Source organism: Candidatus Hinthialibacter antarcticus (genome assembly GCA_030765645.1).
Lineage (GTDB): Bacteria > Hinthialibacterota > Hinthialibacteria > Hinthialibacterales > Hinthialibacteraceae > Hinthialibacter > Hinthialibacter antarcticus.
The window spans coordinates 21,725-42,288 of record JAVCCE010000021.1; the positions used below are offsets into that span (position 1 = coordinate 21,725).

A 20,564-nucleotide genomic window follows, 5' to 3' on the forward strand; every position below is an offset into this window, starting at 1 on the left:
TCCATCCCTTTCTCATGCGTGTACAATACTCATTCGCTACGACGATCAACACACGGGAGGTTAATGAATAATGAACAATTACAGGCTGTTGGCCGCCGTTGCGGCATACTGCATAATCGCGATTGCCGCCGCAACGCCGCTCTTCGCGCAAGACTCGAATCCCACTGAGCCCGCCAGCGTAAAAAGCATTCCGCTTGATACCGTGCTGGCGCAATATGAAGACGAAAAACTGACCATTGGTGAGTTTTTCTATCACAACCGCGATGGGCTAAAGAATCTCTACCAGGCGCCCGAAGATGCTCGCGACCAGGAACTAAACAAGTTTTTGCAACGGACGTTTTTTCAATTCAAACTTCAGGCCGACGCCATGAAACACGGCATGGCGGCCGACCCCGAATTTATCAGCCGCCGCAAGATCATGGAGTCAAACTACCTGTCGGGTTTATACAATTACAAACAGTTCACCCAAACGTTTGACCCCAATGACAACGAATTGCGCGAACTCTATGAGGAAGTCAAAGAAGAAAAATACTTCACGCCGCTTTCGTTCTCGTTCCGTCATATCTTTTTCCGTACGATTGATCTGCCCGAAGCCGAACAAGAACAATCACTCGAAAACGCGAAGGCCGCGCTCGCGCTGGTTCGCGGCGGGTCTGATTTTTCAACCGTCGCCGAAGAGTATTCCAACTCAGAGCGCAAAGCCGATATCATTAAGAAAAAGTCGCGCAAAGACGCGCCCGATCAGGCGATTAACCCTGTTCTCGAAGACGCGCTGTTGGCGATGGAGCCGGGCGACGTCAGCGATTTGGTGCAAACCAAATATGGCTATGAGATTCTTGAACTGGTCGAGTTGTCGCAAGCAGGCCATAAGCCGATGGCGCAAGTCACCACTGACCTCAAAGCCGAATTGCGCAAACGCCAGTTCGCCGAATGGAGCGAAGCGCTGGTCGAAGAAAATTGGGACAAGGCCGTCAAAAACTTTAAGCCGGAAATTTTGTTTGATGATGACGCCGAGTTAGAAGAAGTGGTCGCCGTGGTCGCCAACACGCCTATCACCAAGCGCGATTTTACCTATGCGCGTCCCGCCGGGTCTTCTAAACAAGAGGGCGAAAGCGATGACGACTACCAGAAGCGCGTGACCGATGCGTTTAAAGACGGCTTTATGACGCAGATGCTGATCGCTTCGATTGCGCGCGACGCGGGCTATGAAAACATTCCCGCGTTTCAGTTGTTGTCGCGGCTCTTCATCGTCAACAATGTGCAACAGGTACGTTTTGAACAACTGGCCGAAGAGTATGTAACCGACAACCCCATCACCGAAGAATTGAAGAAAGCCTTTTACGAAAAGAACCAGCCGCTGTTTCGTAAAAAACAAAAATCACATGTTTTGGAGATGACCTTCAAACTGCCGAAACACAATAAAGACTCGAAGTATGAAGTCTATAAAGCCGACGATGCCGCAAAAGAAAAAGCCCAAAAAGCCTACGACCGCTTGAAAGCGGGCGAAGATTTTAAAACCGTTGCGCGTGAAATGTCAGAAAGCGCGTCAGCGGCTGACGGCGGCGACATCGGCATCATTGATTCAACCACGGACTTGCTGCCCGGGACCATCGTGACCCGCTCGGCGCGGTTGGGCGTCAACGCCTTGCCCGACGGCCCGCAGAAATACGACCAAGCCTACTATCTGTATACCGTCCTCGAGCGGCTGCCCGCTGAGTTTGAACCCTACGACGATGAGAGCGTGCAGAAACAAATTGATCTGCGCTTGAAGCAACAAATTCAAAGCGACTATCACGCCAAACTGCTCAATGAAATGGCGAACTCCGACAAAATCAAACTGGTCTATGAAAACTTCTGGGACATGCAACCGAACGATCTGGCCCCGCTGGATTACTCGTTGCCTGGAGAATAAAAATGAAACCGTTGTATGAAATCACACGACGGGATTGGCTATCATACGCCGGCGCGGCATTTTTCGCGTCGGCGTTTTCATCTTCGGCCTTTGCGCAATCAGCGCTGCGCTTCGGCGTCGTCACCGACGCGCACTATTGCGACTGCGACCCGCGCGGCTCGCGCCATTACCGCGAATCTATCGCCAAGATGCGCGAGTGCGTCGAGTTTATGAACGAACAACAAGTTGAATTTCTCGTCGAACTCGGCGACCTCAAAGACCAAGACGACAAACCCGTCGAAGAAAAAACGCTACGCTATCTCACCGAAATCGAAGCCGAGTTCCAACGCTTCAACGGTCCGCGCTTTCACGTTCTCGGCAACCACGATCTCGACAGCATTGCAAAACCGCAGTACCTCGAACGCATCGTAAACAGCGGCATTGACCGCGAGCGCTCATTTTATTCTTTCGATCAGGGCGGCGTCCATTTCGTCGTACTCGACGCGTGTTTTACCAGTAGCGGCGCCGACTACGACCACGGCAATTTTGATTGGACCGACGCCAACATCCCGCCCAAAGAACTAGACTGGCTCACAAGCGATTTGCAAAACGCGCCGGGTCCGTGCGTGGTGTTTGTTCATCAATTGTTAGACGGCGAGGGCTCGGTGTTTATCAAAAACGCGGAACAAGTGCGTGGCGTGTTGGAAGAATCCGGCAAGGTCAAAGCGGTGTTTCAGGGCCATCATCACGACGGGCAATATAACAAAATCAATGACGTTCATTACTACACCCTCAAGGCGATGGTCGAAGGCAGCGGAGAAGATAATAACTCCTACGCCATTGTCGAAGTAAAACCCGACGGGCTATTGGTGACGGGATACCGAAAAGCCGTTAGCAAAACATTTGACTGACGGCGTCCGAAGCGGCTCCTATGAGCAAAATAGGCGCACCAAGCCATCTCAATAATTTTCATTTCAAAAAGATGAAACTCTCAATCCTACAGATAATCTATTTGGCATGGGAGTATCTCTGGGAGCGCCTGTGCAAAAGGACCTGAAAGTCCGCACTGAAGCGAGCAGAGTGGTACCCATGCCTATCGCATTAAAATTATCAATTCCTGCCTTTTATAAAAACAAATAACGCTATCAATTCATCAATTCGCTTAGTATGATGGTCTTGCAATTCAGACAATTTTTCTGGCGACGAAGGGACAAAGATCATGTCGAGAAAGAATACAAAATCAATTTCATCTATACCACGGCGCGGCTTTCTCAAAGCGACAACCGCCGCTGCGCTTTCTTTTCCTGCGATTGTCAGAGGCCAAAACCTCAATGATAAATTGAACATCGCGGGCATTGGCGCCGGCGGCAGAGGACGAAGCAATTTACAATCCGTCAGCTCTGAAAACATCGTCGCGTTGTGCGACGTCGCTGGCGGTAATTTAGACGCGACCTCTGAACTGTTTCCTAAAGCGCGCAAAATTTCGGATTTTCGAAAACTGTTTGATACGCCTGACCTATTCGACGCCGTCGTCGTCAGCACCTGCGAACATACCCATGCGTTTGCGACGCTGCCCGCTCTACAAATGGGCAAGCATGTGTATTGCGAAAAACCCCTTTCCTACAATATCTATGAGGCGCGGGTGGTACGTGAAGCCGCCGCAAAAACAAAACTGGCGACCCAAATGGGGACGCAGATTCACGCCGGAGACAACTACCGCCGCGTGGTCGAGTTGGTGCAGTCCGGCGCCATCGGCGACGTAACCGAAACCCATGTCTGGGTCGGGCGCGCATGGGGGCTGCATCCGTCCCAAGCGGAATGTGAAAAAGCCAAAGATATCGTCTGCGTCTTTGACCGCCCGGAGAATACCGACCCGGTTCCAGCAGGATTAGACTGGGACCTATGGCTTGGCCCGGCGCCCTATCGGCCTTTTAACCAAGTGTACTTTCCCGGCCCCAAGTGGTATCGCTGGTGGGATTTTGGCAACGGCACCATGTCTGACCTGGGCAGCCATTGGATCGATTTGCCCTTCTGGGCGCTGAAACTGAAATCCCCTTTAACCATCGAAGCAGACGGCCCGCCCGCTCACCCGGAAATCGCCCCGGCGTCAATGTCCGCTCATTATACTTACGGCGCCAGAGGCAACATGCCGCCGCTTGATTTGACTTGGTATCAAGGAACCAGCAGGCCTAAAATTTGGCAGGACGGCAAGATTCCCCAATGGGACAGCGGCGTATTGTTCATCGGCAGCAAAGGGATGCTGCTCGCGGATTATGGAAAGCACGTGCTCTTGCCCGAACAAGACTTTAAAGATTTCGAACGCCCTGAGCCCTTCATTCCGCCGTCGATTGGACATCATGCGGAATGGATACACGCCTGTAAAACCGGGGCGCCGACCACCTGTAATTTTGAATATGCGGGATGGCTGACCGAAGCCAACCACTTAGGAAACGTCGCCTATCGAACCGGCAAAAAGCTAGAGTGGGACGCGGAAAAGATGAAAGCGCCAAACGCGCCTGAGGCAGATCCGTTTATCAAGCGGGAATACCGAAAAGGCTGGACGCTGGCGTAACAATCAGCGAGAAATTTAGTCTTGATGAATAACCAGACACCGAAAAGCCGTCAGCAAAACATCTGGCTGACGGCGTCTGGTTCCACGCGCCCCAATTGGCGGAAGCGGGGCTATATTTTCTGCAGCGGCTGGGTGCGTTCAATGCGCGGCAGCAGGGAGTCGATGAGGCCAAAGCGATAATCGTTGCCCACCTTCCATACGTATAAAAACGCGACGGAAGCAATAATCAAAAACCCGATCAAACAGGCCGTAAAGCCCCGGCGAATCAGCCGACGCTGATTGCTGGTAAACCAGCGGGCGTGTTTGGCCAAAACATCCGGCTCATACACTTCTTCATTGGTTCCAAACGCAAGACGCGCCATTTCGGGCGATACGCGCCCCGGCAACAACGGCGGCACATGGCCTGCGTCGAGCGCTTTTAAGCGCCATACCAACCACGGGTTGCGGTTGGCCATTAGATACATTTCACTCTGATTTCCGTTTTTTTCCTTGGACATGCTAGTACCCTCTTTTCAACAACAACTGGCTGAACTTCGTTTCACGGCTTCGCCCTTTGCAGCCTGTGAAACGCTTATCCCGGCGAGATGCTCTTCTCCGGGGCGAACGCATTATCACCGCTTACGGCGGTGTTGTCTTCGATGTAGGAGAAAACCTCCGTGTTTTCCCCTACATTCAAACGCCGGCGATTGGTCCGAATGCAGTGTCTTGCCCTCTTTACTTCACTCCATCTTTTGTGATTGCACTGGGTTCCCGATTGCCCGATAGAGCGCAACGCGAACCCGACCGACAGAACCGGAGCGACCGGTTTTGCCTTTTATAGTGGTTGCCAGAATTATGTGCGGATAGAGTTTACGTAACGGTTTCTATCGCTGAGCCCTACGGGCGTGCTTTACGCACATATTTTTGACAAACGCTCTACATCACAAAAAGCATCTTCCACAAATTGTTGGAGTAGGCGCTCGGCGCGCAACTCGCCCATAATGGCGGTCGCGCTGCGTCGAACCAATCCGACTCCCTCAATTACCTCAATTGATCTCCGCCGATTGGCGAAGGAAACTGGCCCCGCATTGTTGATGGGCGCTTCAAGCGAATATGCGGAGCCCATTCGGTCGCACCCGATTACCTGAAGCGCTTTCCAGAATCGTCAACGCCTCTATGAATTGGCAACTGCCATACCAACGCGAGGGGAAAGAAAAGAAATGTCGTAACTTTGCTTGTTTCAGTGGGTTGCAGAAGATACACTAAACGAACTCCATGCCATCGCCGCCTAAATTCATGGCAAAAATTACCGGACGCCGACCTGATGAGTCAAAAATTACCGCATTGTGTTAAACCCTATTCAAAAAGATCAGCGTGGGACCCAGTGCGTTCAAGGATAAGGCTTTGACCGTCTATGCGATAAATCAAAAGCCAATCTGGATCAATGTGGCACTCTCTGTGCTTTGACCAGTTGCCTATCAGCGGGTGATCTTTGTTATTTGGGGGTAAAGGGGTTTCTGCTTGAAGTAAATCGATGAGATGTTCTAAATCATCTATATTTTTTCCACGCTTTGAAGCGCGCTTTAAATCCTTCAAGAATTTTTTGGTGGATTGTATTGTGAGCAATTAAACCTTCAACTCTTTTCGTATCTCAGAAAAGCTCGTGTTCGTCTGAAGATTTTCTAAGTTCCTTTCCCCCTCTTCCATTGCCTCAATCGTTTCTCGATTTGGAACACGTAGTTCAAATGGCAATCCTTGCCGGAGATTGACTTGCGCATAAAACATCCGAATGGCTTCCCCTTCGGTTATTCCCAGTTGTTGGAATACTTTGATGGCGGCTTCTTTCAAATCGCCGTCAATTCGTGTACTTATACGTTCATTCAGGCTCATTTGGCTTACTCCCTTCAATTATTGTACACCGTTTGGCGCCAGATACCACACGTTTTTTTGTGGAACAGAAAGGTATAATCTGAAATATGCCCTTAGGTTTGTACTTACACCTGCCATATTGCAAAACCAAGTGCACATACTGCTCGTTTGTGTCTGGGGCGCCGCGTTCTGACGAGGAAATCGACCGCTATCTGGATGCGCTGATTGTTCACTTGCAATCCGGGGCGGGGTTGGTTGACGGGCGTGAAATCTCCACCGTCTTTCTTGGCGGCGGAACCCCCAGCCTGATGGGTGCTGAACGGCTCGCGCGATTGTTCGAGGCCGTTCACAACGCGTATGCAATTTCATCCACTGCTGAAATCACCATCGAAGCCAACCCCGAAAGCGCGACTCAGGATTTATTTGAGCGCTTACGTCCATTGGGTCTGAACCGGGTCAGCCTGGGTGTGCAGTCGTTTCATGATGACGAATTACAGTGGCTGGGGCGGGTGCATTCGGTAGACGGCGTCTACCGGGCGGTTGAAGCGGTGCGCGGCGCGGGCATCGACAACCTGTCGCTCGACTTGATCTTCGGGCTGCCAAACCAAAGCGAGAAACGCTGGGCGCAATCGGTCGAACGCGCTATCGAGTGTGATATCGACCACTTTTCGTCGTACGCGCTTTCGTATGAAGACGGCACCCTGCTCGACCGATTGCTGCAACAAAACAAAGTAACCCCTGCCGATGATGAACGCTATGAGTCGATGTACAACACGCTTCGCGAGATGATGGCGCAAGCGGGCTTTGAGCAATATGAACTCTCAAATTGGGCGCGGCCCGGCAAGCGCTGCGAACATAACTGCATCTATTGGCGGCGCGATGAATATCTGGCCTTCGGCGTCTCGGCGCACGGCTGGTTCGACGGATTGCGTTACGGCCTGGAGCGCAACCCCAACCGTTATGTCGAATTGATCGAAAAACTAAACGCCAGCGAATCCGTATTACCTTTTGGAGAGGAGATGCTCGACGAGCAGACCATGCTCTCCTCAGACGAAGCCGCGTCGGATGCTATGATCTTCGGGTTGCGGTTAACCCAAGGCGTTGACGTCGCTTGTTTCGCAACGCGCTATGGTTATCCGCCGCAAAAGCGCTGGGGCGAGGTGATGAAGACGCTGCAAGCCAGAGGGTTGATTGACTTTAATTCACAACGCATTTGGCTCGCGCCCGACGCCTACTTTATCAGCAACGAAGCGCTGATGTATTTTTTGTAGGTGCGTTCCCAAAACAGCAATGATGAAAAGGCAATTCGCATATTGATTATTAACAAACCAAATTCTGAAGGGGTGGCAAGGGCAAGGCGTCGCGAAGTGACGGCAGCCCTTGATACAACGAAACAAAAATATATCAGGCATGTAAAGGCGCAACGCGTTGCACCCGAATCCCCCCTGGGAGAAGGTTAGGATGAGGGATAAAAATGTTTAATGCCCTCACCCCAGCCCTCTCCCAGAGGGAGAGGGAGCAGGCCCTCACAAACTTTGGGGGAGGAACACATGGAAACGCGCTTGAATACTGACTTTTGAGAAACGACGTAGACTAACGCCATGCGACGCTTATATTTGTATGCAGCCAAAAAACTGAACAACTTTCTCTGGGGACGCGCAATCGTTGCCCATTTCTCACGGCATCAATTACTTTATGAGAATGTTGAGGCGCTCTATATCGCGTTGATTCTGGCGTTATTCATCAAGGGATTTTTGTTTGAAGCCTATAAAATTCCATCGGCTTCCATGCACGACACCCTGCTCGAAGGCGACCGCATCTTCGTCAGCAAAATGATTTATACCTTTTTCGACGTACAAGTCGGCGACGTGGTGGTATTCAAAACCGAGGGCATTGAACCCATCGACCAACCCGACAAACCCTACTACATCAAGCGGGTGGTCGGGCTGCCGGGCGACATCATTGAAATTCGCGACGGCTACCTCTTTCGTAACGGCAAACGCTCCGAAACGCCCCCTTTTTTTCTGGAGAACTACTACATCTCGATGGATAATTTCAAGCGGGTGTTTGAAGTTCCGCCGGGACAGGTATACGTTTTTGGCGATAACAGTTTTAATAGTTACGACAGCCGTGGCTGGGGCGGGGTCCCGTTAGAAAATTTAGTGGGCAAAGCGTTTTTCCGCTTTTATCCATTTGACCGGGTCGGCGGCATCAACGGCGTACCGCCCATGCGCGCCAGCATTCGCCGCGGGCTGGATTTTGGGCAGGCGCAATTGAGCGCTCACCAATCCCCGGCCCAATCGTAATAAAAGAGAGACCAAAGTGAGGACGAAACAATGATGCGTTTTTATCGGTATGTCGCCGAAAAAATGAAAAACTACTTGTGGGGGCGCCAACTGCTCAACCACATTTCACGCCACGGCTGGTTTTACGCCAACTTTGAAGCGCTCTACACCTCGCTGGTGATTGTCTTGCTGGTGACGGCATACATCGTCATCGCTTACAAAATTCCATCCGCCTCCATGCACGACACCTTGCTCGAAGGCGACCGTATTTTCGTCAGCAAGTTCTTATATCAATTTAAAGACGTTGAAGTCGGCGATATCGTCGTGTTTCGCACCAAAGGCATCGAAGAAATTTATGACCCCGCCAAGCCATACTACATCAAGCGGGTGGTGGGGTTGTCGGGCGATGAACTACGCATCCAAAACGGGCTCATTTATCGCAACGGCAAGCTGTTAGATACACCGGAATTTTTCTTGAGAAATTATTACACGCCCTATCGCTCAAACTCGCGCTTTACCGTCCCGGATGGCGAAATTTTCTGCTTCGGCGACAACAGTTATAACAGCCTCGACAGCCGCGCCTGGAGCGGCGTACCAATTGAAAACGTCGTCGGCAAGGCGTTCTTCCGCTTCTGGCCGCTTGCGCGGGTCGGGTTATTAAACGGCGTTCCGCCCGAACGCGCCCGCATCAACCGCGACAACACACCCGCGCCAATCGGTTCCGCTGCACTTCAAAGCAACTGAAGGTCGATCATGGTTGAAACGCTGTTAGCGATAGATATCGGCAATTCGCGCCTCAAGTTCGCCGCGTTTCGCAACGGCGATTTACTGCGCCAGGATTACCTGCCGTCTCTACCGGAATACGCTGACAAGGTTTGCCAGCAGGCGGCCTTGTGGCATGAGGAATTTCATTTCACCGCTTCGATCATTGCCTCGGTCTCGCCGCGTTTGGGCGACCTGATCGTCACCCATATCGAAAGTGATACCGGCCTTGTCCCGATTGCCGTCGAGCCCTTCAAACAAGACCTCTTGCCTCTGAAAGTCGATCGCCCTGAGACCGTCGGCGTTGACCGCGTAGTCAATTGTTACGCGGCGCTGCATCTCTACGGCGCCCCCGCCATCGTCATTAGCATGGGTACCGCGACCACGTTTGAGGCGCTCTCTGCTGACGGCGAATATCTGGGCGGCGCGATTGCGCCCGGCGTGAAAATTTCACTCGAAGCGCTTAGCCAGCGCACCGCGCTCTTGCCGCCCGCCGTGTGGAGAAAGCCCGCGCGCCTCATCGCCAAAAACACGCTGGGGCACATGGAATCGGGTATGTACTACGGCTCGATTAGTTTGATCGAAGGCATGGCGCGTCGCATGAAGGCCGAACTCGGCGACAACGCGAAGGTCATCGCCACCGGCGGCATCAGCGAAATTCTGGCGGAAGAAAACGTGTTCGACATACTCGACCCTGCGCTCACTCTCAAAGGCCTCAACCTGATTTATACGCAGAAGGTCCTGAATAAAATCTAACTATTTTTCCTCGTCGTCTTTCTTACAGCTCACGTCGTAGGCGCTGCCCAGCGCCATGCCGACGCCGATCCCGATAGCGATTCCAACGGCAATGTTACCTAACGCGACGCCAATCCCGGTCCCGACGCCGATGCCAATCGCGAGGCCTTGCACGAGGCCGTTTGAGTTATTTCTTTTCGGTTCGTCGTCTAAAAATTTCATGCGGTTTCCCCAATCAAAATTACGCCGAGGCCGTCTCTGACACAGTCTCTACCACACGTGGCAGAATTGCAACAAATTTCTCGATTTCTTCTTCGGTGTTGCTGGCGCCCAAGGTCAGTCGAACCGACGCAATCGCATCGGCGTCGCTGCGGCCCAGCGCTTTCAAGACGTACGACGGCGTGGGTTTTCCCGTCGAACACGCCGAGCCGGTGGCGATGCAAAAACCTTCGCTGTCCATGGCGCGGACAAACTCGCGGGCGTTGATATTGGGCAAGGTGACATTGAGCGTACCCGGCAGCACATCGTTCGCGGGGCTATTGCGTTTGACGCCTATCGCAAGCGCATCCACTTTTTGCCAGAGCCGGTCACGCAGCGCGGCGGCGCGTTGCGATTTTTGTTCGCGCTCCTTGCGGGCGATGACGGCGGCCTTGCCGAGGCCGACGATGCCCGCGACGTTTTCCGTCCCGGCGCGGCGGCCTTGTTCGTGCCCGCCGCCCTGCTGAATCGAAACCAGATCGACGCCCTTACGCACATACAGAGCGCCGACGCCTTTTGGCCCATAAAATTTGTGGCCCGACAGTGAGAGCAAGTCAACGCCGATCGCGTTCACGTCAACCTCGATGCGTCCGACAGCCTGCACAGCGTCCGTATGAAACAACACGCCGTGTTTTTTTGTGATTTCTGTAATCTCAGCAATCGGCTGAATCGAACCGATCTCATTGTTCGCGGTCATGATACTCACGATTGCGGTATCTTCAGTTATCACTTTATCAACATCTGCGGGACTAACGCGGCCCTCACCATCAACGGGCAGGTAGGTCACTGTGCAATTCATGTACTGCTGCATGAATTCACACGCGCGAATAATGCCGGGGTGTTCGATGGCCGAGGTGATGATGTGTTTTTTGCCCGTCGAATAGACTGCGCCTTTGAGAGCCAGGTTGTCCGATTCCGTCCCGCCGCTGGTGAAGACGATCTCGTCTTCGCTGCAACCCAGCAGCCGCGCCAGTTGCATACGCGCTTTTTCGACCGCGTAACTCGCATCGACGCCCAGGCGATAGAGACAAGAGGCGTTGCCGAACTGCTCGTTGAGATACGGCTTCATCGCCGCGAACACATCGGGGTGAACCGGGGTGGTGGCGTTGTGATCAAAATAGGCGGGCATGGCGTCGTTCCTTTATTACGATTCGATTGCGTGAATGCAAGCAATTATAGACAGGTTCTTTTTCAGTAGCAGTGCAAACTACATAGGCAGCAAAAAACCTATGCGCTTATCGAACAGAAAATGATAGAATGAGTATAAACCGAACGGACGCATGAAAGGCGAGATGATGACCAAATGGCTCAAAGACTCCCGCGTTCAATGGGCGGCGCCCATCATGATATGGGTTTCATTTCTCATTGGAATGTTACTGACCGGCCCCGGCAGCGAAACCATTTTCAACTTAATCGCCTTGTTTAATGTATCCGCGCTGGCGGCAGGCGTCGTCTTACTGGCGAGCGTGGTTCTTTATCGTTCGTTCTTTTTGCAGCTCACCACTTACCTCATCGGCCTCGGGCTGTGCCTGACGTTTCTTACGCACTAGACATTCGCATCAACAATAAATCATCGAAATGGTTCAGCGCCGTCACCCGCGGCGAACACCGCCGCATTGAATATTACGAGTGATTGTCGGGTGGGTTCTTACATGCCGTTAAAGGAAATTGAAAGATTGCTTGGTGGGCTGCTATCGCGAGCCCACCCTACCCGGCTCCTTCAAGTTTCGATTCCATATTTTTGAAATATTCAGCCGCCACGGAATCCGGCTTTGAAATATTCGCCAATCCCGGCGCGGGCGCTTGAGCAGACCATCAATAACCAGGCCATAGACGCGGCGCATGACGGCGTGGCTGGGTGGCAAGGGCAAGGACGCGATAGCGTCCAGCCCTTGAGAAAGCTTGACGTTGATTGAATTGTTATCAATTGAAGAAACCGCATTCAATCAAGGGCTGAATTCGCATTGCTCATTCTTGCCCTTGCCACCCAACCGTTTTTTTCATCAATGAGCAAGCCTGTGAAACGTGGGGGCATCTCTGTGAGCGCCTGTGCAAAAGGGCTTGAAAGCCCGCACTGAAGCGAAGAGGGATGTACCCACGCCAAACAGAAAAACTGAACAAGTATCATATCAATAATAAACGCCCCCGTATTTCCACGAGTGCGTCTTATTGTAAACCATCCGACTCTTTTTCTTGAATTTGCGCTTTCGCATTCTTGGTGAGTTTTTTCTCTTCTGAATTGACGCGACGCTCAATCTTTTTTATGTCTTCAGCAGGCGGTAAATCTTCAGGGTGAATGCCCCGGTCGGTTAACACCTTTCGAACGTCTTGATTATTTTTCACATGCTCATTGGTAATAACCGCTTCACTATTTAAGTCGTCTTTTTTGATATTGAAATTGGTGATTTCATTCGCGAAATCTTTGGCTTTAATGGTGATGACCGGAAGAAAATCGGCTAACGCTCTTTTTTGGGGAGCGCCCAATTTCTTTTTCATGTCTTGCGTTGACAAGCCGCCGAATAGCGCTGTGTCGCCTTTGCTGCGAATCAGCGCAAAGCTTTTCTCATCTTTGAGCCGTTCATAGATGATTCCAGAGAGCTCTTTTTCAGACAGCGTGAGTTTTTTTCGCGCATCTAAGCGTTCCATTTCTGCCAGCCGTTTTTCGATGACTTCTTGTTTACGGGTCTGAACAGCAAAATAGGTCTGCGCGAACGCAATGGGGTCTTTTGTCGAATCGCCGTTTTGCGCGATGAGATAACAGGCATAGCGAGTGAGCGCGATGTCTTCCACTTCACGTTCGGCGCCTTTGCCTGCTTTGATCATCTTACTGACATTAATAAAATGATCCTTAACCCCATAACCTGAATTTATACAAGATGTTTTCGCTTTATCTACCACCTTAGAAAAGTTCTGCCACTTGCTATAACCCAATAGTGGCTGAAGATCTCGCGCAAGCCAAAATTCGATTTCTTTTTCGTATTGAACGATTTGTTCAAAGTCTTGATGAAGTTCGATGATCAGTTCTTTTTTCATGTTGATTTTCCCCCGACGCTATAGTATACATTTGTTCATCTTAAAAGTAAACAAAAAAACGCCCCCGTATTTCTACGAGGGCGTCTACTCGACAATTCAGCTATTCGTTTAATTCAAACAAGGCATTTATATTTCTTGCGTCATGGTATATGTGGATCACTTGGAGTTTTCTATTTTTGATTCGATAAAATACTAAGAACCGAGGAAACGAATGGATTGGAAAGAATCTTATATCATTCAATTTGGGGTTCTTACTTAGAAAGTGCTTGCCCATTTCGGGCAGTGCTGCGAGATTGTCAATCGTATTAAAAACTTCGCGAAAGAATTTTTCTGCTGCGTTTGGCCTTTCAGCGCCAATGTAATTATAAATCTCTACAATGTCTTCAAGCCCTGAAGGCAAGATATTATAAGCGGTTTTCATTTTGAGGTTTTGTTGAGAGAATCACGACACCGTTGATGTAGATCGCTCTTGATTTCTTCTGTCATTTCAATTGGGGGCGAGTCTAACCGTTGAAGCAAGGTCTGTTCGAGCTCGCAGCGTTCTGACTCCGTACGGTCTTTATCAATAAGTGTTTGAATATACTGGTTGGCATCAGAAAAGGCGCCAGATTGAACTTGGCCTTCTAGGTGTTTTTTTTGTAAATCTGTCAAAGAAACTTGAATCGGGTTCATAATCCACCTCAACAAGATTCTATCACAATTCATTTGTTCTTAAAACAAAAAGACGCCCCCGTATTTCTACGAGGGCGTCTACGAATCAATCTACGTTTGCTTAGTAGCGATAGTGTGCAGGCTTGTAAGGGCCTTCGACTTTTACGCCGATATAGTCGGCTTGATCTTTGCTGAGCGTAGTCAACTTTGCGCCCAACTTACCGAGGTGAAGGCGCGCCACTTCTTCGTCGAGTTCTTTCGACAGCGTGTAGACGCCGATTTCTTTCGGGTCTTGCCAGAGGTCGATCTGCGCCAACGCCTGGTTGGTGAATGAGTTCGACATGACGAACGACGGGTGGCCGGTCGCGCATCCCAAGTTGACCAAACGGCCTTCGGCGAGCAGGTAAATGCAATGCCCGTCCGCGAAGGTGTACATGTCAACCTGCGGCTTGATGTTGGTCAATTTGACGCCGGAAATCTTCGTCAGTTTGTCAACCTGAATTTCGTTGTCAAAGTGGCCGATGTTGCAAACGATGGCCTGGTCTTTCATTTTTTCCATGTGGTCGGCGCGGATGATGTCTTTGTTGCCGGTGGTGGTAACGTAGATGTTGGCTTCGGGCAACGCATCTTCAAGCGTGGTGACTTCAAAGCCTTCCATGCAGGCTTGCAACGCGCAAATCGGGTCGATCTCAGTAACGAGAACACGAGCGCCGAAACCGCGCATGGCGTGGGCGCAGCCCTTGCCGACGTCGCCGTATCCACACACAACAACCACCTTGCCCGCCACCATGACGTCCGTGGCGCGCTTGATGCCGTCCGCCAATGATTCGCGGCAGCCGTACAAGTTATCGAATTTCGATTTGGTGACCGAGTCGTTCACGTTAATCGCCGGGAACAACAAAGTCCCATTGCGCTGCATTTCATAGAGGCGATGAACGCCCGTCGTTGTTTCTTCGGAGACGCCCTTCATTTCTTTGACAACGTCGTGCCAGCGGGTCGGGTTCTTGGCGAGTTCGCGTTTGAGCAACGCGTTGATAATCGCCAGTTCGCGGTTGTCGGTCGGCTCATCGAGAATCGAAGCGTCGTCTTCAGCTTTGTAGCCTCGGTGAATCAACAAGGTGGCGTCGCCGCCGTCGTCAACGATCATCTGCGGGCCTTTGCCGCCAGGGAAACTCAACGCTTGCAGGGTGCATTCCCAATATTCTTCGAGGCTCTCGCCTTTCCACGCATAGACCGGGGTGCCGGTTTCGGCAATCGCGGCGGCGGCGTGGTCTTGGGTCGAAAAGATGTTGCATGACGCCCAACGCACATCGGCGCCAAGCGTCTTCAATGTTTCGATTAACACGGCGGTTTGAATGGTCATGTGCAGCGAACCAGTGATGCGCACGCCTTTGAGCGGTTTTTCAGGGCCGTATTTTTTGTTGGTGGAAACCAGGCCGGGCATTTCTTCTTCGGCGATGGTGATTTCTTTGCGGCCAAATTCCGCCTGGCCCATATCAGCGACTTTGTTGGGCAAGCCGGAGTAATCCGGCAATTGGATCGTTGAAAGGTCGATCCCTTTCGTGTCTGAGACTGCGGTCGACATATAGTTTCTCCTGTGATTTAGTGACTCGTTTTTTTGGCGCTTTCACTTTTGGTGAAAGAGTTATTTCTTCAACTTGTCCACGTGGGTCAGTTCTTCCCAGGGGAACTCGTTGCGGCCAAAGTGGCCGTACGCCGCCGTGTTGCGATAGATGGGCTGACGCAAGTTGAGGCGGTCGATGATCGCCGCCGGACGCAAGTCAAAATGCTTCTTGACCAACGCTTCAATTTTTTCTTCGTCGATCTTGCCGGTGCCGAAGGTATCAACATTGACGGAGACCGGCTCCGCAACGCCGATGGCGTAAGCGACTTGCACTTCACACTTGCTCGCCAAGCCTGCTGCGACAATATTCTTGGCGACGTGGCGCGCGGCGTAGGCTGCGCTGCGGTCAACTTTCGATGGGTCTTTGCCTGAGAAAGCGCCGCCGCCGTGACGGCCAACGCCGCCGTAGGTATCAACGATAATCTTGCGTCCGGTGAGGCCGCAATCGCCCATCGGGCCGCCGACCACGAACTTACCAGTCGGGTTGATGTGGAACTTGGTTTTGCTGTGAAGCCACTTGGCGGGGATGATTTTTTTGATGACTTCTTCGGTGATGCCTTCTTTGATGTCTTTTTGTTTGACGTCGGGCGCGTGTTGGGTGGAAATGACCACTGCGTCAACGCGCACGATTTTGTCGCCGTCATAAATGACGCTGACCTGCGACTTGCCGTCAGAACGCACCCAAGGCAGCTTGCCGTTCTTGCGAACTTTGGCGAGTTGTTTGGTGAGTTTGTGCGCGTACAGAATCGGCGCGGGCATCAGTTCTTTGGTTTCGTTGGTGGCGTAACCGTACATCATGCCCTGGTCGCCGGCGCCTTGGGCGTGGGTCTTGCTTTGGTCAACGCCGCGGGCGATGTCAGGCGACTGGCGGTCGAGCGAAACCAATACGCCGCAAGTGTCGCAGTCAAAGCCGTAGTCGGCGTTGTCGTAGCCAATTTCTCTGACAACTTCGCGGGCGATGTTGGAGTAATCGACGCGGGCGTCGGTGGTGATCTCACCCGCCATAACGATTAGGCCAGTGGTAATCATGGTTTCGCAAGCAACGCGGCCTTGCGGGTCTTGTGCATAAATTGCATCAAGCACGCCGTCTGAAATCTGATCGGCGATTTTATCGGGGTGCCCTTCGGTGACGGATTCGGATGTGACGATACGTTCTGACATTCCTATTCTTCCTCTCACAGTGTGTAGTGGATGCAACGCCAGCGAGCGGAAAACCCGTTTCATGCTAAGCGTCGCTATTTATATTTTTTTGTATATGAATAATATATCCGTTCATCCGGATATATGCAAGTATTGTTTTCGACAGGGGTGGGATAGAACTGTAGGCGCATCATATAAACGAACCGTTTTTTTGTTTTATAACGCAAGATAAAGAGTATAAGAACAATAACAATGAAGTCTAAAAATCTTGTATTTCGCCCCCCTTTTCTAAGGGGGGACGGCGCTGCAAGCGCCAGGGGGGATTATTCGAGAGCCTGATCTAGCCGGTTTAAGATTGCTTCAAGGGCTGGCTTCATTTTATTCAGCCTTGCCCTTGCCACCCCTTAATGAATAACCCCGCCGCAAGCAGTGGTGTATCAAATCAAATATTTAGAAGCCATCTCAAATACAATTGAGTGCGAAATGGGATTCCGGCAGTTCAAAAATTGACAAACCAATTCTGGCATGGGTGTAACTCTGGGAGCGCCTGTGCATAAGGGCCTGAAAGCCCGCACCGAAGCAAGCAGAGATGCACCCATGCCTTTCGCAACGAAAATACAAGTTATTTTGAGATGGCTTCAAGTATTTCTTGCGCCCTAAGAGGCGGGGAATTAAACCCAATTTAGATTAACAGACAAAAAAAACGGGACGCTGTTTCGGCGTCCCGCTTGGTTATTCACTTTGAATTAACTTCAACAACGATTACTGGAAGTTGGTAATGTCGTCTTCGCCTGCTCTCGTCGCTAAATTGTTATCATCCGTTCTCGGAACATCAGACTTGTCGATAAAGTTATCGTCATCATTGTCTTCTTTGTCTGAGTCAATCATCGAACCGAGACCGCCGGAATTGTTATCAAAAACAGTCAAACCATCCGGCCCAAATGAAATCAATTGAAACGAAGTCGGCTTAAACGGACGAAAACGGTCGCCGTCTTTTAATTCATACGCGCAGGGTTTATCCAACGAGCGCCTAGAAGAGTTTCCACGACGAAAATCTTTGCGGCCGCCGGGGTTATATTCATCGCTGCTGATGTAATAAATGGGGCGGTCCCAAGCGTCAACAAAAACAAACTCTTCTTCTTGCTGCGCTGTGATACCGATGTCTGGGACGCCCGCAGATTGCAGGGTTCCTTCTAATTCCGAATCGCTCGAAATTGGGTCAAACCAATAACGCTCGTTGTCGCTGCCGCCCCTGCTATCAGGAAACTTCAACACTTCGTCGGCGTCAGGTTCGTAGGATGTTTTGGCTTGTTCAGTCAGCGCAATGAATAACCCTTGCAGATCATAACTGGCTGGGTATTTTCCAAAATCGTTTTTGTATGCCACCAGCGCATATTCTAAACTACTGATAAGCGCTTTGGTTTTAGCGACCTTGGCCCGCTCTAAATTTTGACGGACGTTCGGTACAAGAATCGCGGCCAAGATGCCAATGATGGCAACTACCACTAGAAGTTCAACAAGCGTAAAGCCTTTTTTTGTCATGGTCCTGGTTTCCCCGGGATAAAATAAGATTACATAACTGAATATAGGGTTTTCCCTCTATAATGTCAACTTATTGCCTTCGATACACGGTCAGGATATGCTATTCTGCCAATCGGTATAAGTTGTGAGCTGGCTGTGACTAAGTTTTGTAACCTGTGTACAGTATCGCATTATTTTCAACATGGCGTGTTTTATCCACATTTCATAAAATCCGTACACAGTCTTATTCGGGGTTTTCCACAAGAAATTAAATTTTTTAATCTCTTGATTGATTAGACTTAAAAACTTATACACTTTACTAAGAGCCATAGTAGTAATAGTAATAATAAAAGATATATAAAGAATTTAATACTCTTTATTATATAGATGAGGCTAAGAATATGAAATTTACCACATCAAGCGCTACCTGGATGCGTGGAATCAGCGCGGTACAAACAGCCGTTGGCAGCGCGATCTCCAATCAGATTCTCGAAAACATTCACGTTTCGTGTGAAGACAATCTGGTTTCTTTTTTAGCGACCAACTTGAGCGTCACCATTCGTTGCGACGGCGAGGCGGAAATCGAAGCGCCTGGTTCGACGGTGTTGCCCGCCAAGATTCTGGTCGGCCTGGTGCAGTCGCTGCCCAATGATGATGTGGTATTTGAAGAGAAAAACGAAAACGTCTCGATTAAGTGCGCCAAGTTTTCTGCGAAGTTAAAGGGACAAGACGCAGCGTTATATCCTCCCTTCAACCAGGTGGATGAAGGCGATGAGTTAGGGATGCCGGTCGAAACCCTGAAATCGCTGATTAAGCGCACCATCTTCGCCACCTCGCAAGAGAAGTCGCGCTATGAACTCGACGGCGTCAAATTTGAACTCGCTGATGGAAAACTCACTTGCATCGCAACCGATGGACGCCGCATGGCGATGTACAAAGCGTCAAACGAAAAATGGCCAAAAGGCCCCATCAGCATTCTGGTTCCTTCAAAGACCCTGACCACCATTCAGCAATCCATGCCGGATGAAGGCGAAGTGACGATACGCATCCAGGAACGAAAAATACAATTCAGTTGCGGCGATGTTGTGATCGTCTCTAACTTGCTGGTGGATAATTTTCCCCAATATGAACGAATTTTGCCTTCAGAAGGTAAATTCAAAACGCTGATTAACCGTAGCGAATTGATGTCAGCAGTCAAACGCGCCGCCAATTTAACCAGTCTTGAGACCAGCATGTTGGTGTTTAAGATGGATAAAGGCCAGATCGAAGTGGTCGGCGAGCGCGAAGAAGTAGGCGGATCAGGACGCGATGTGGTTGATTGCGGCTATGAAGGCGACCCAATGGAAATTCGTTACAATCACCGTTATGTCAGCGATGTTTTGCGCGCGTTAGATGAAGAAAAAATCGAATTGGAATTGACCGATTCACGTAAACCCGGTGTGTTTCGCAGCGAGGGCGTCGATGATTATTTGTATGTTTTGATGCCAATGCGGCCCCCGGAAGACGAAGAGAAAAAAGAAGAATAAAATTTATATCCTAAACAATATCAGTATGTAATGAAGGTAAATATAAAATTTTTCTTGATTGTGCGCGTTCACGCGCTATACTCTCTCTCTGTTGTGAAACGCAATCAAAAAAATTTATAGAAATTAGAGAATTATGCCTTCAGACTCTCCGCAAAGTAATCGACGATTTGATCGTGAACTCGCCATTGAACGCGCTTGTTATTGCCCATCATATAGCCCGAGTAAAATTCGCATCCAGGAATATTTTGTCTGCGATTCACCCAAACCCCCGCTGGATATCTGTGAAGAATGCCCGATTAACGGCCTGCGCGAGCCGTCAACCATTGTGGTTGCGACCTACATGAAACCGGGCGAACTCGAAGATATCAAAGAAGAAGACCAGAAATAAACGAGATTGCTTCGCTGCGCTCGCGATGACACAAACCAAACGTAGTCGCTGTGGTCCCGTAGGGCGGGTTCTTAACCCAAGAGATTAAACTTGCTTCGATTTACTCCGCTTTGGCTCGGCGCCGGGGATTTCTACGAACGTTCAGATGATTTATATCGGTTTTTCTGCCCCCCTTTTTTAAGGGGGGACGGCGCGAAGCGCCAGGGGGGATCAGGATGAGTTAGGTAGGGTGGGTCGCGCAGTATCGACCCACCATCTTAGTCCCGTAGGGTGGGTTCTTAACCCACCAGATATGGCTGGATTCAGCAGAAGTAAGTACAACAAAAAAAG

Annotated in this window: 21 protein-coding genes; 11 read left to right on the forward strand and 10 right to left on the reverse strand. The window is 50.5% G+C overall.

Annotated features, from left to right (window positions below):
* Positions 1-70 precede the first annotated feature (70 nt).
* From P9L94_06400 to P9L94_06410, 3 genes are all read left to right on the forward strand, one after another.
* Positions 71-1,912 carry a peptidylprolyl isomerase gene (locus tag P9L94_06400; GenBank protein MDP8243693.1) on the forward strand — a complete coding sequence of 614 codons (1,842 nt, stop codon included), beginning with the start codon at positions 71-73 and terminating at the stop codon, positions 1,910-1,912.
* A gap of 2 nt (positions 1,913-1,914) precedes the next feature.
* Positions 1,915-2,802, forward strand: coding sequence for a metallophosphoesterase (locus P9L94_06405; protein ID MDP8243694.1), 888 nt, complete (start codon positions 1,915-1,917; stop codon positions 2,800-2,802).
* 308 nt (positions 2,803-3,110) lie between these two features.
* Complete coding sequence (locus P9L94_06410) at positions 3,111-4,463, forward strand: Gfo/Idh/MocA family oxidoreductase (protein MDP8243695.1); 1,353 nt, start codon at positions 3,111-3,113, stop codon at positions 4,461-4,463.
* A 110-nt stretch (positions 4,464-4,573) separates the two neighbouring features.
* Here the strand turns inward: P9L94_06410 and P9L94_06415 are convergent, their stop codons facing one another.
* The 3 genes from P9L94_06415 to P9L94_06425 form a co-directional block, all read right to left on the reverse strand.
* Positions 4,574-4,960, reverse strand: coding sequence for a hypothetical protein (locus P9L94_06415; GenBank protein MDP8243696.1), 387 nt, complete (start codon positions 4,958-4,960; stop codon positions 4,574-4,576).
* Between the two features lie 838 nt (positions 4,961-5,798).
* Positions 5,799-6,068, reverse strand: a complete 270-nt coding sequence (locus tag P9L94_06420) for a type II toxin-antitoxin system YafQ family toxin (protein MDP8243697.1) — start codon at positions 6,066-6,068, stop codon at positions 5,799-5,801.
* Positions 6,069-6,332 carry a type II toxin-antitoxin system RelB/DinJ family antitoxin gene (locus P9L94_06425; protein MDP8243698.1) on the reverse strand — a complete coding sequence of 88 codons (264 nt, stop codon included), beginning with the start codon at positions 6,330-6,332 and terminating at the stop codon, positions 6,069-6,071.
* Positions 6,333-6,418: 86 nt separating this feature from the next.
* Here P9L94_06425 and hemW point away from each other — a divergent pair, with 86 nt between their 5' ends.
* The 4 genes from hemW to P9L94_06445 all read left to right on the forward strand — a co-directional run bounded on the left by hemW (position 6,419) and on the right by P9L94_06445 (position 10,114).
* Positions 6,419-7,582: a radical SAM family heme chaperone HemW gene (gene hemW / locus P9L94_06430; protein MDP8243699.1), complete on the forward strand. Its 1,164-nt coding sequence runs from the start codon at positions 6,419-6,421 to the stop codon at positions 7,580-7,582.
* A gap of 330 nt (positions 7,583-7,912) precedes the next feature.
* Positions 7,913-8,617 (forward strand): signal peptidase I, encoded by a 705-nt coding sequence (gene lepB, locus P9L94_06435; GenBank protein MDP8243700.1) that lies wholly within the window; start codon positions 7,913-7,915, stop codon positions 8,615-8,617.
* A gap of 30 nt (positions 8,618-8,647) precedes the next feature.
* Positions 8,648-9,340: a signal peptidase I gene (gene lepB / locus P9L94_06440; GenBank protein MDP8243701.1), complete on the forward strand. Its 693-nt coding sequence runs from the start codon at positions 8,648-8,650 to the stop codon at positions 9,338-9,340.
* 9 nt (positions 9,341-9,349) lie between these two features.
* Positions 9,350-10,114 carry a type III pantothenate kinase gene (locus P9L94_06445; GenBank protein ID MDP8243702.1) on the forward strand — a complete coding sequence of 255 codons (765 nt, stop codon included), beginning with the start codon at positions 9,350-9,352 and terminating at the stop codon, positions 10,112-10,114.
* On the opposite strand, the gene P9L94_06450 is transcribed toward P9L94_06445, so the two are convergent.
* Positions 10,115-10,315 (reverse strand): hypothetical protein, encoded by a 201-nt coding sequence (locus P9L94_06450; GenBank protein MDP8243703.1) that lies wholly within the window; start codon positions 10,313-10,315, stop codon positions 10,115-10,117.
* Between the two features lie 19 nt (positions 10,316-10,334).
* Positions 10,335-11,480 carry a cysteine desulfurase family protein gene (locus P9L94_06455; protein MDP8243704.1) on the reverse strand — a complete coding sequence of 382 codons (1,146 nt, stop codon included), beginning with the start codon at positions 11,478-11,480 and terminating at the stop codon, positions 10,335-10,337.
* 163 nt (positions 11,481-11,643) lie between these two features.
* Between P9L94_06455 and P9L94_06460 the strand changes: the two genes are divergently transcribed.
* Positions 11,644-11,901 carry a hypothetical protein gene (locus tag P9L94_06460; GenBank protein ID MDP8243705.1) on the forward strand — a complete coding sequence of 86 codons (258 nt, stop codon included), beginning with the start codon at positions 11,644-11,646 and terminating at the stop codon, positions 11,899-11,901.
* Positions 11,902-12,123: 222 nt separating this feature from the next.
* Entirely contained in the window at positions 12,124-12,267 is a 144-nt protein-coding gene (locus P9L94_06465; protein MDP8243706.1) for a hypothetical protein, read from the forward strand.
* Positions 12,268-12,517: 250 nt separating this feature from the next.
* Here the strand turns inward: P9L94_06465 and dinD are convergent, their stop codons facing one another.
* The 5 genes from dinD to P9L94_06490 form a co-directional block, all read right to left on the reverse strand.
* Positions 12,518-13,384 (reverse strand): DNA damage-inducible protein D, encoded by an 867-nt coding sequence (dinD, locus tag P9L94_06470; protein ID MDP8243707.1) that lies wholly within the window; start codon positions 13,382-13,384, stop codon positions 12,518-12,520.
* 417 nt (positions 13,385-13,801) lie between these two features.
* On the reverse strand, positions 13,802-14,056 hold the full coding sequence (locus tag P9L94_06475; protein ID MDP8243708.1) for a hypothetical protein: 255 nt from the start codon (positions 14,054-14,056) through the stop codon (positions 13,802-13,804).
* A gap of 100 nt (positions 14,057-14,156) precedes the next feature.
* A complete protein-coding gene (gene ahcY / locus P9L94_06480; GenBank protein ID MDP8243709.1) occupies positions 14,157-15,620 on the reverse strand; it encodes an adenosylhomocysteinase in 1,464 nt (487 codons plus the stop codon).
* A gap of 60 nt (positions 15,621-15,680) precedes the next feature.
* Positions 15,681-16,820: a methionine adenosyltransferase gene (gene metK / locus P9L94_06485; GenBank protein MDP8243710.1), complete on the reverse strand. Its 1,140-nt coding sequence runs from the start codon at positions 16,818-16,820 to the stop codon at positions 15,681-15,683.
* A gap of 741 nt (positions 16,821-17,561) precedes the next feature.
* Positions 17,562-18,341 carry a prepilin-type N-terminal cleavage/methylation domain-containing protein gene (locus P9L94_06490; protein ID MDP8243711.1) on the reverse strand — a complete coding sequence of 260 codons (780 nt, stop codon included), beginning with the start codon at positions 18,339-18,341 and terminating at the stop codon, positions 17,562-17,564.
* Positions 18,342-18,721: 380 nt separating this feature from the next.
* On the opposite strand from P9L94_06490, the gene dnaN reads away from it, so the two are divergent.
* Together dnaN and P9L94_06500 are read left to right on the forward strand one after the other, a co-directional pair.
* Entirely contained in the window at positions 18,722-19,846 is a 1,125-nt protein-coding gene (gene dnaN, locus P9L94_06495) for a DNA polymerase III subunit beta (GenBank protein MDP8243712.1), read from the forward strand.
* Between the two features lie 133 nt (positions 19,847-19,979).
* The gene (locus P9L94_06500) at positions 19,980-20,234 is read left to right on the forward strand and encodes a hypothetical protein (protein MDP8243713.1); all 255 of its coding nucleotides are present in this window, start codon (positions 19,980-19,982) and stop codon (positions 20,232-20,234) included.
* Positions 20,235-20,564 lie beyond the last annotated feature (330 nt).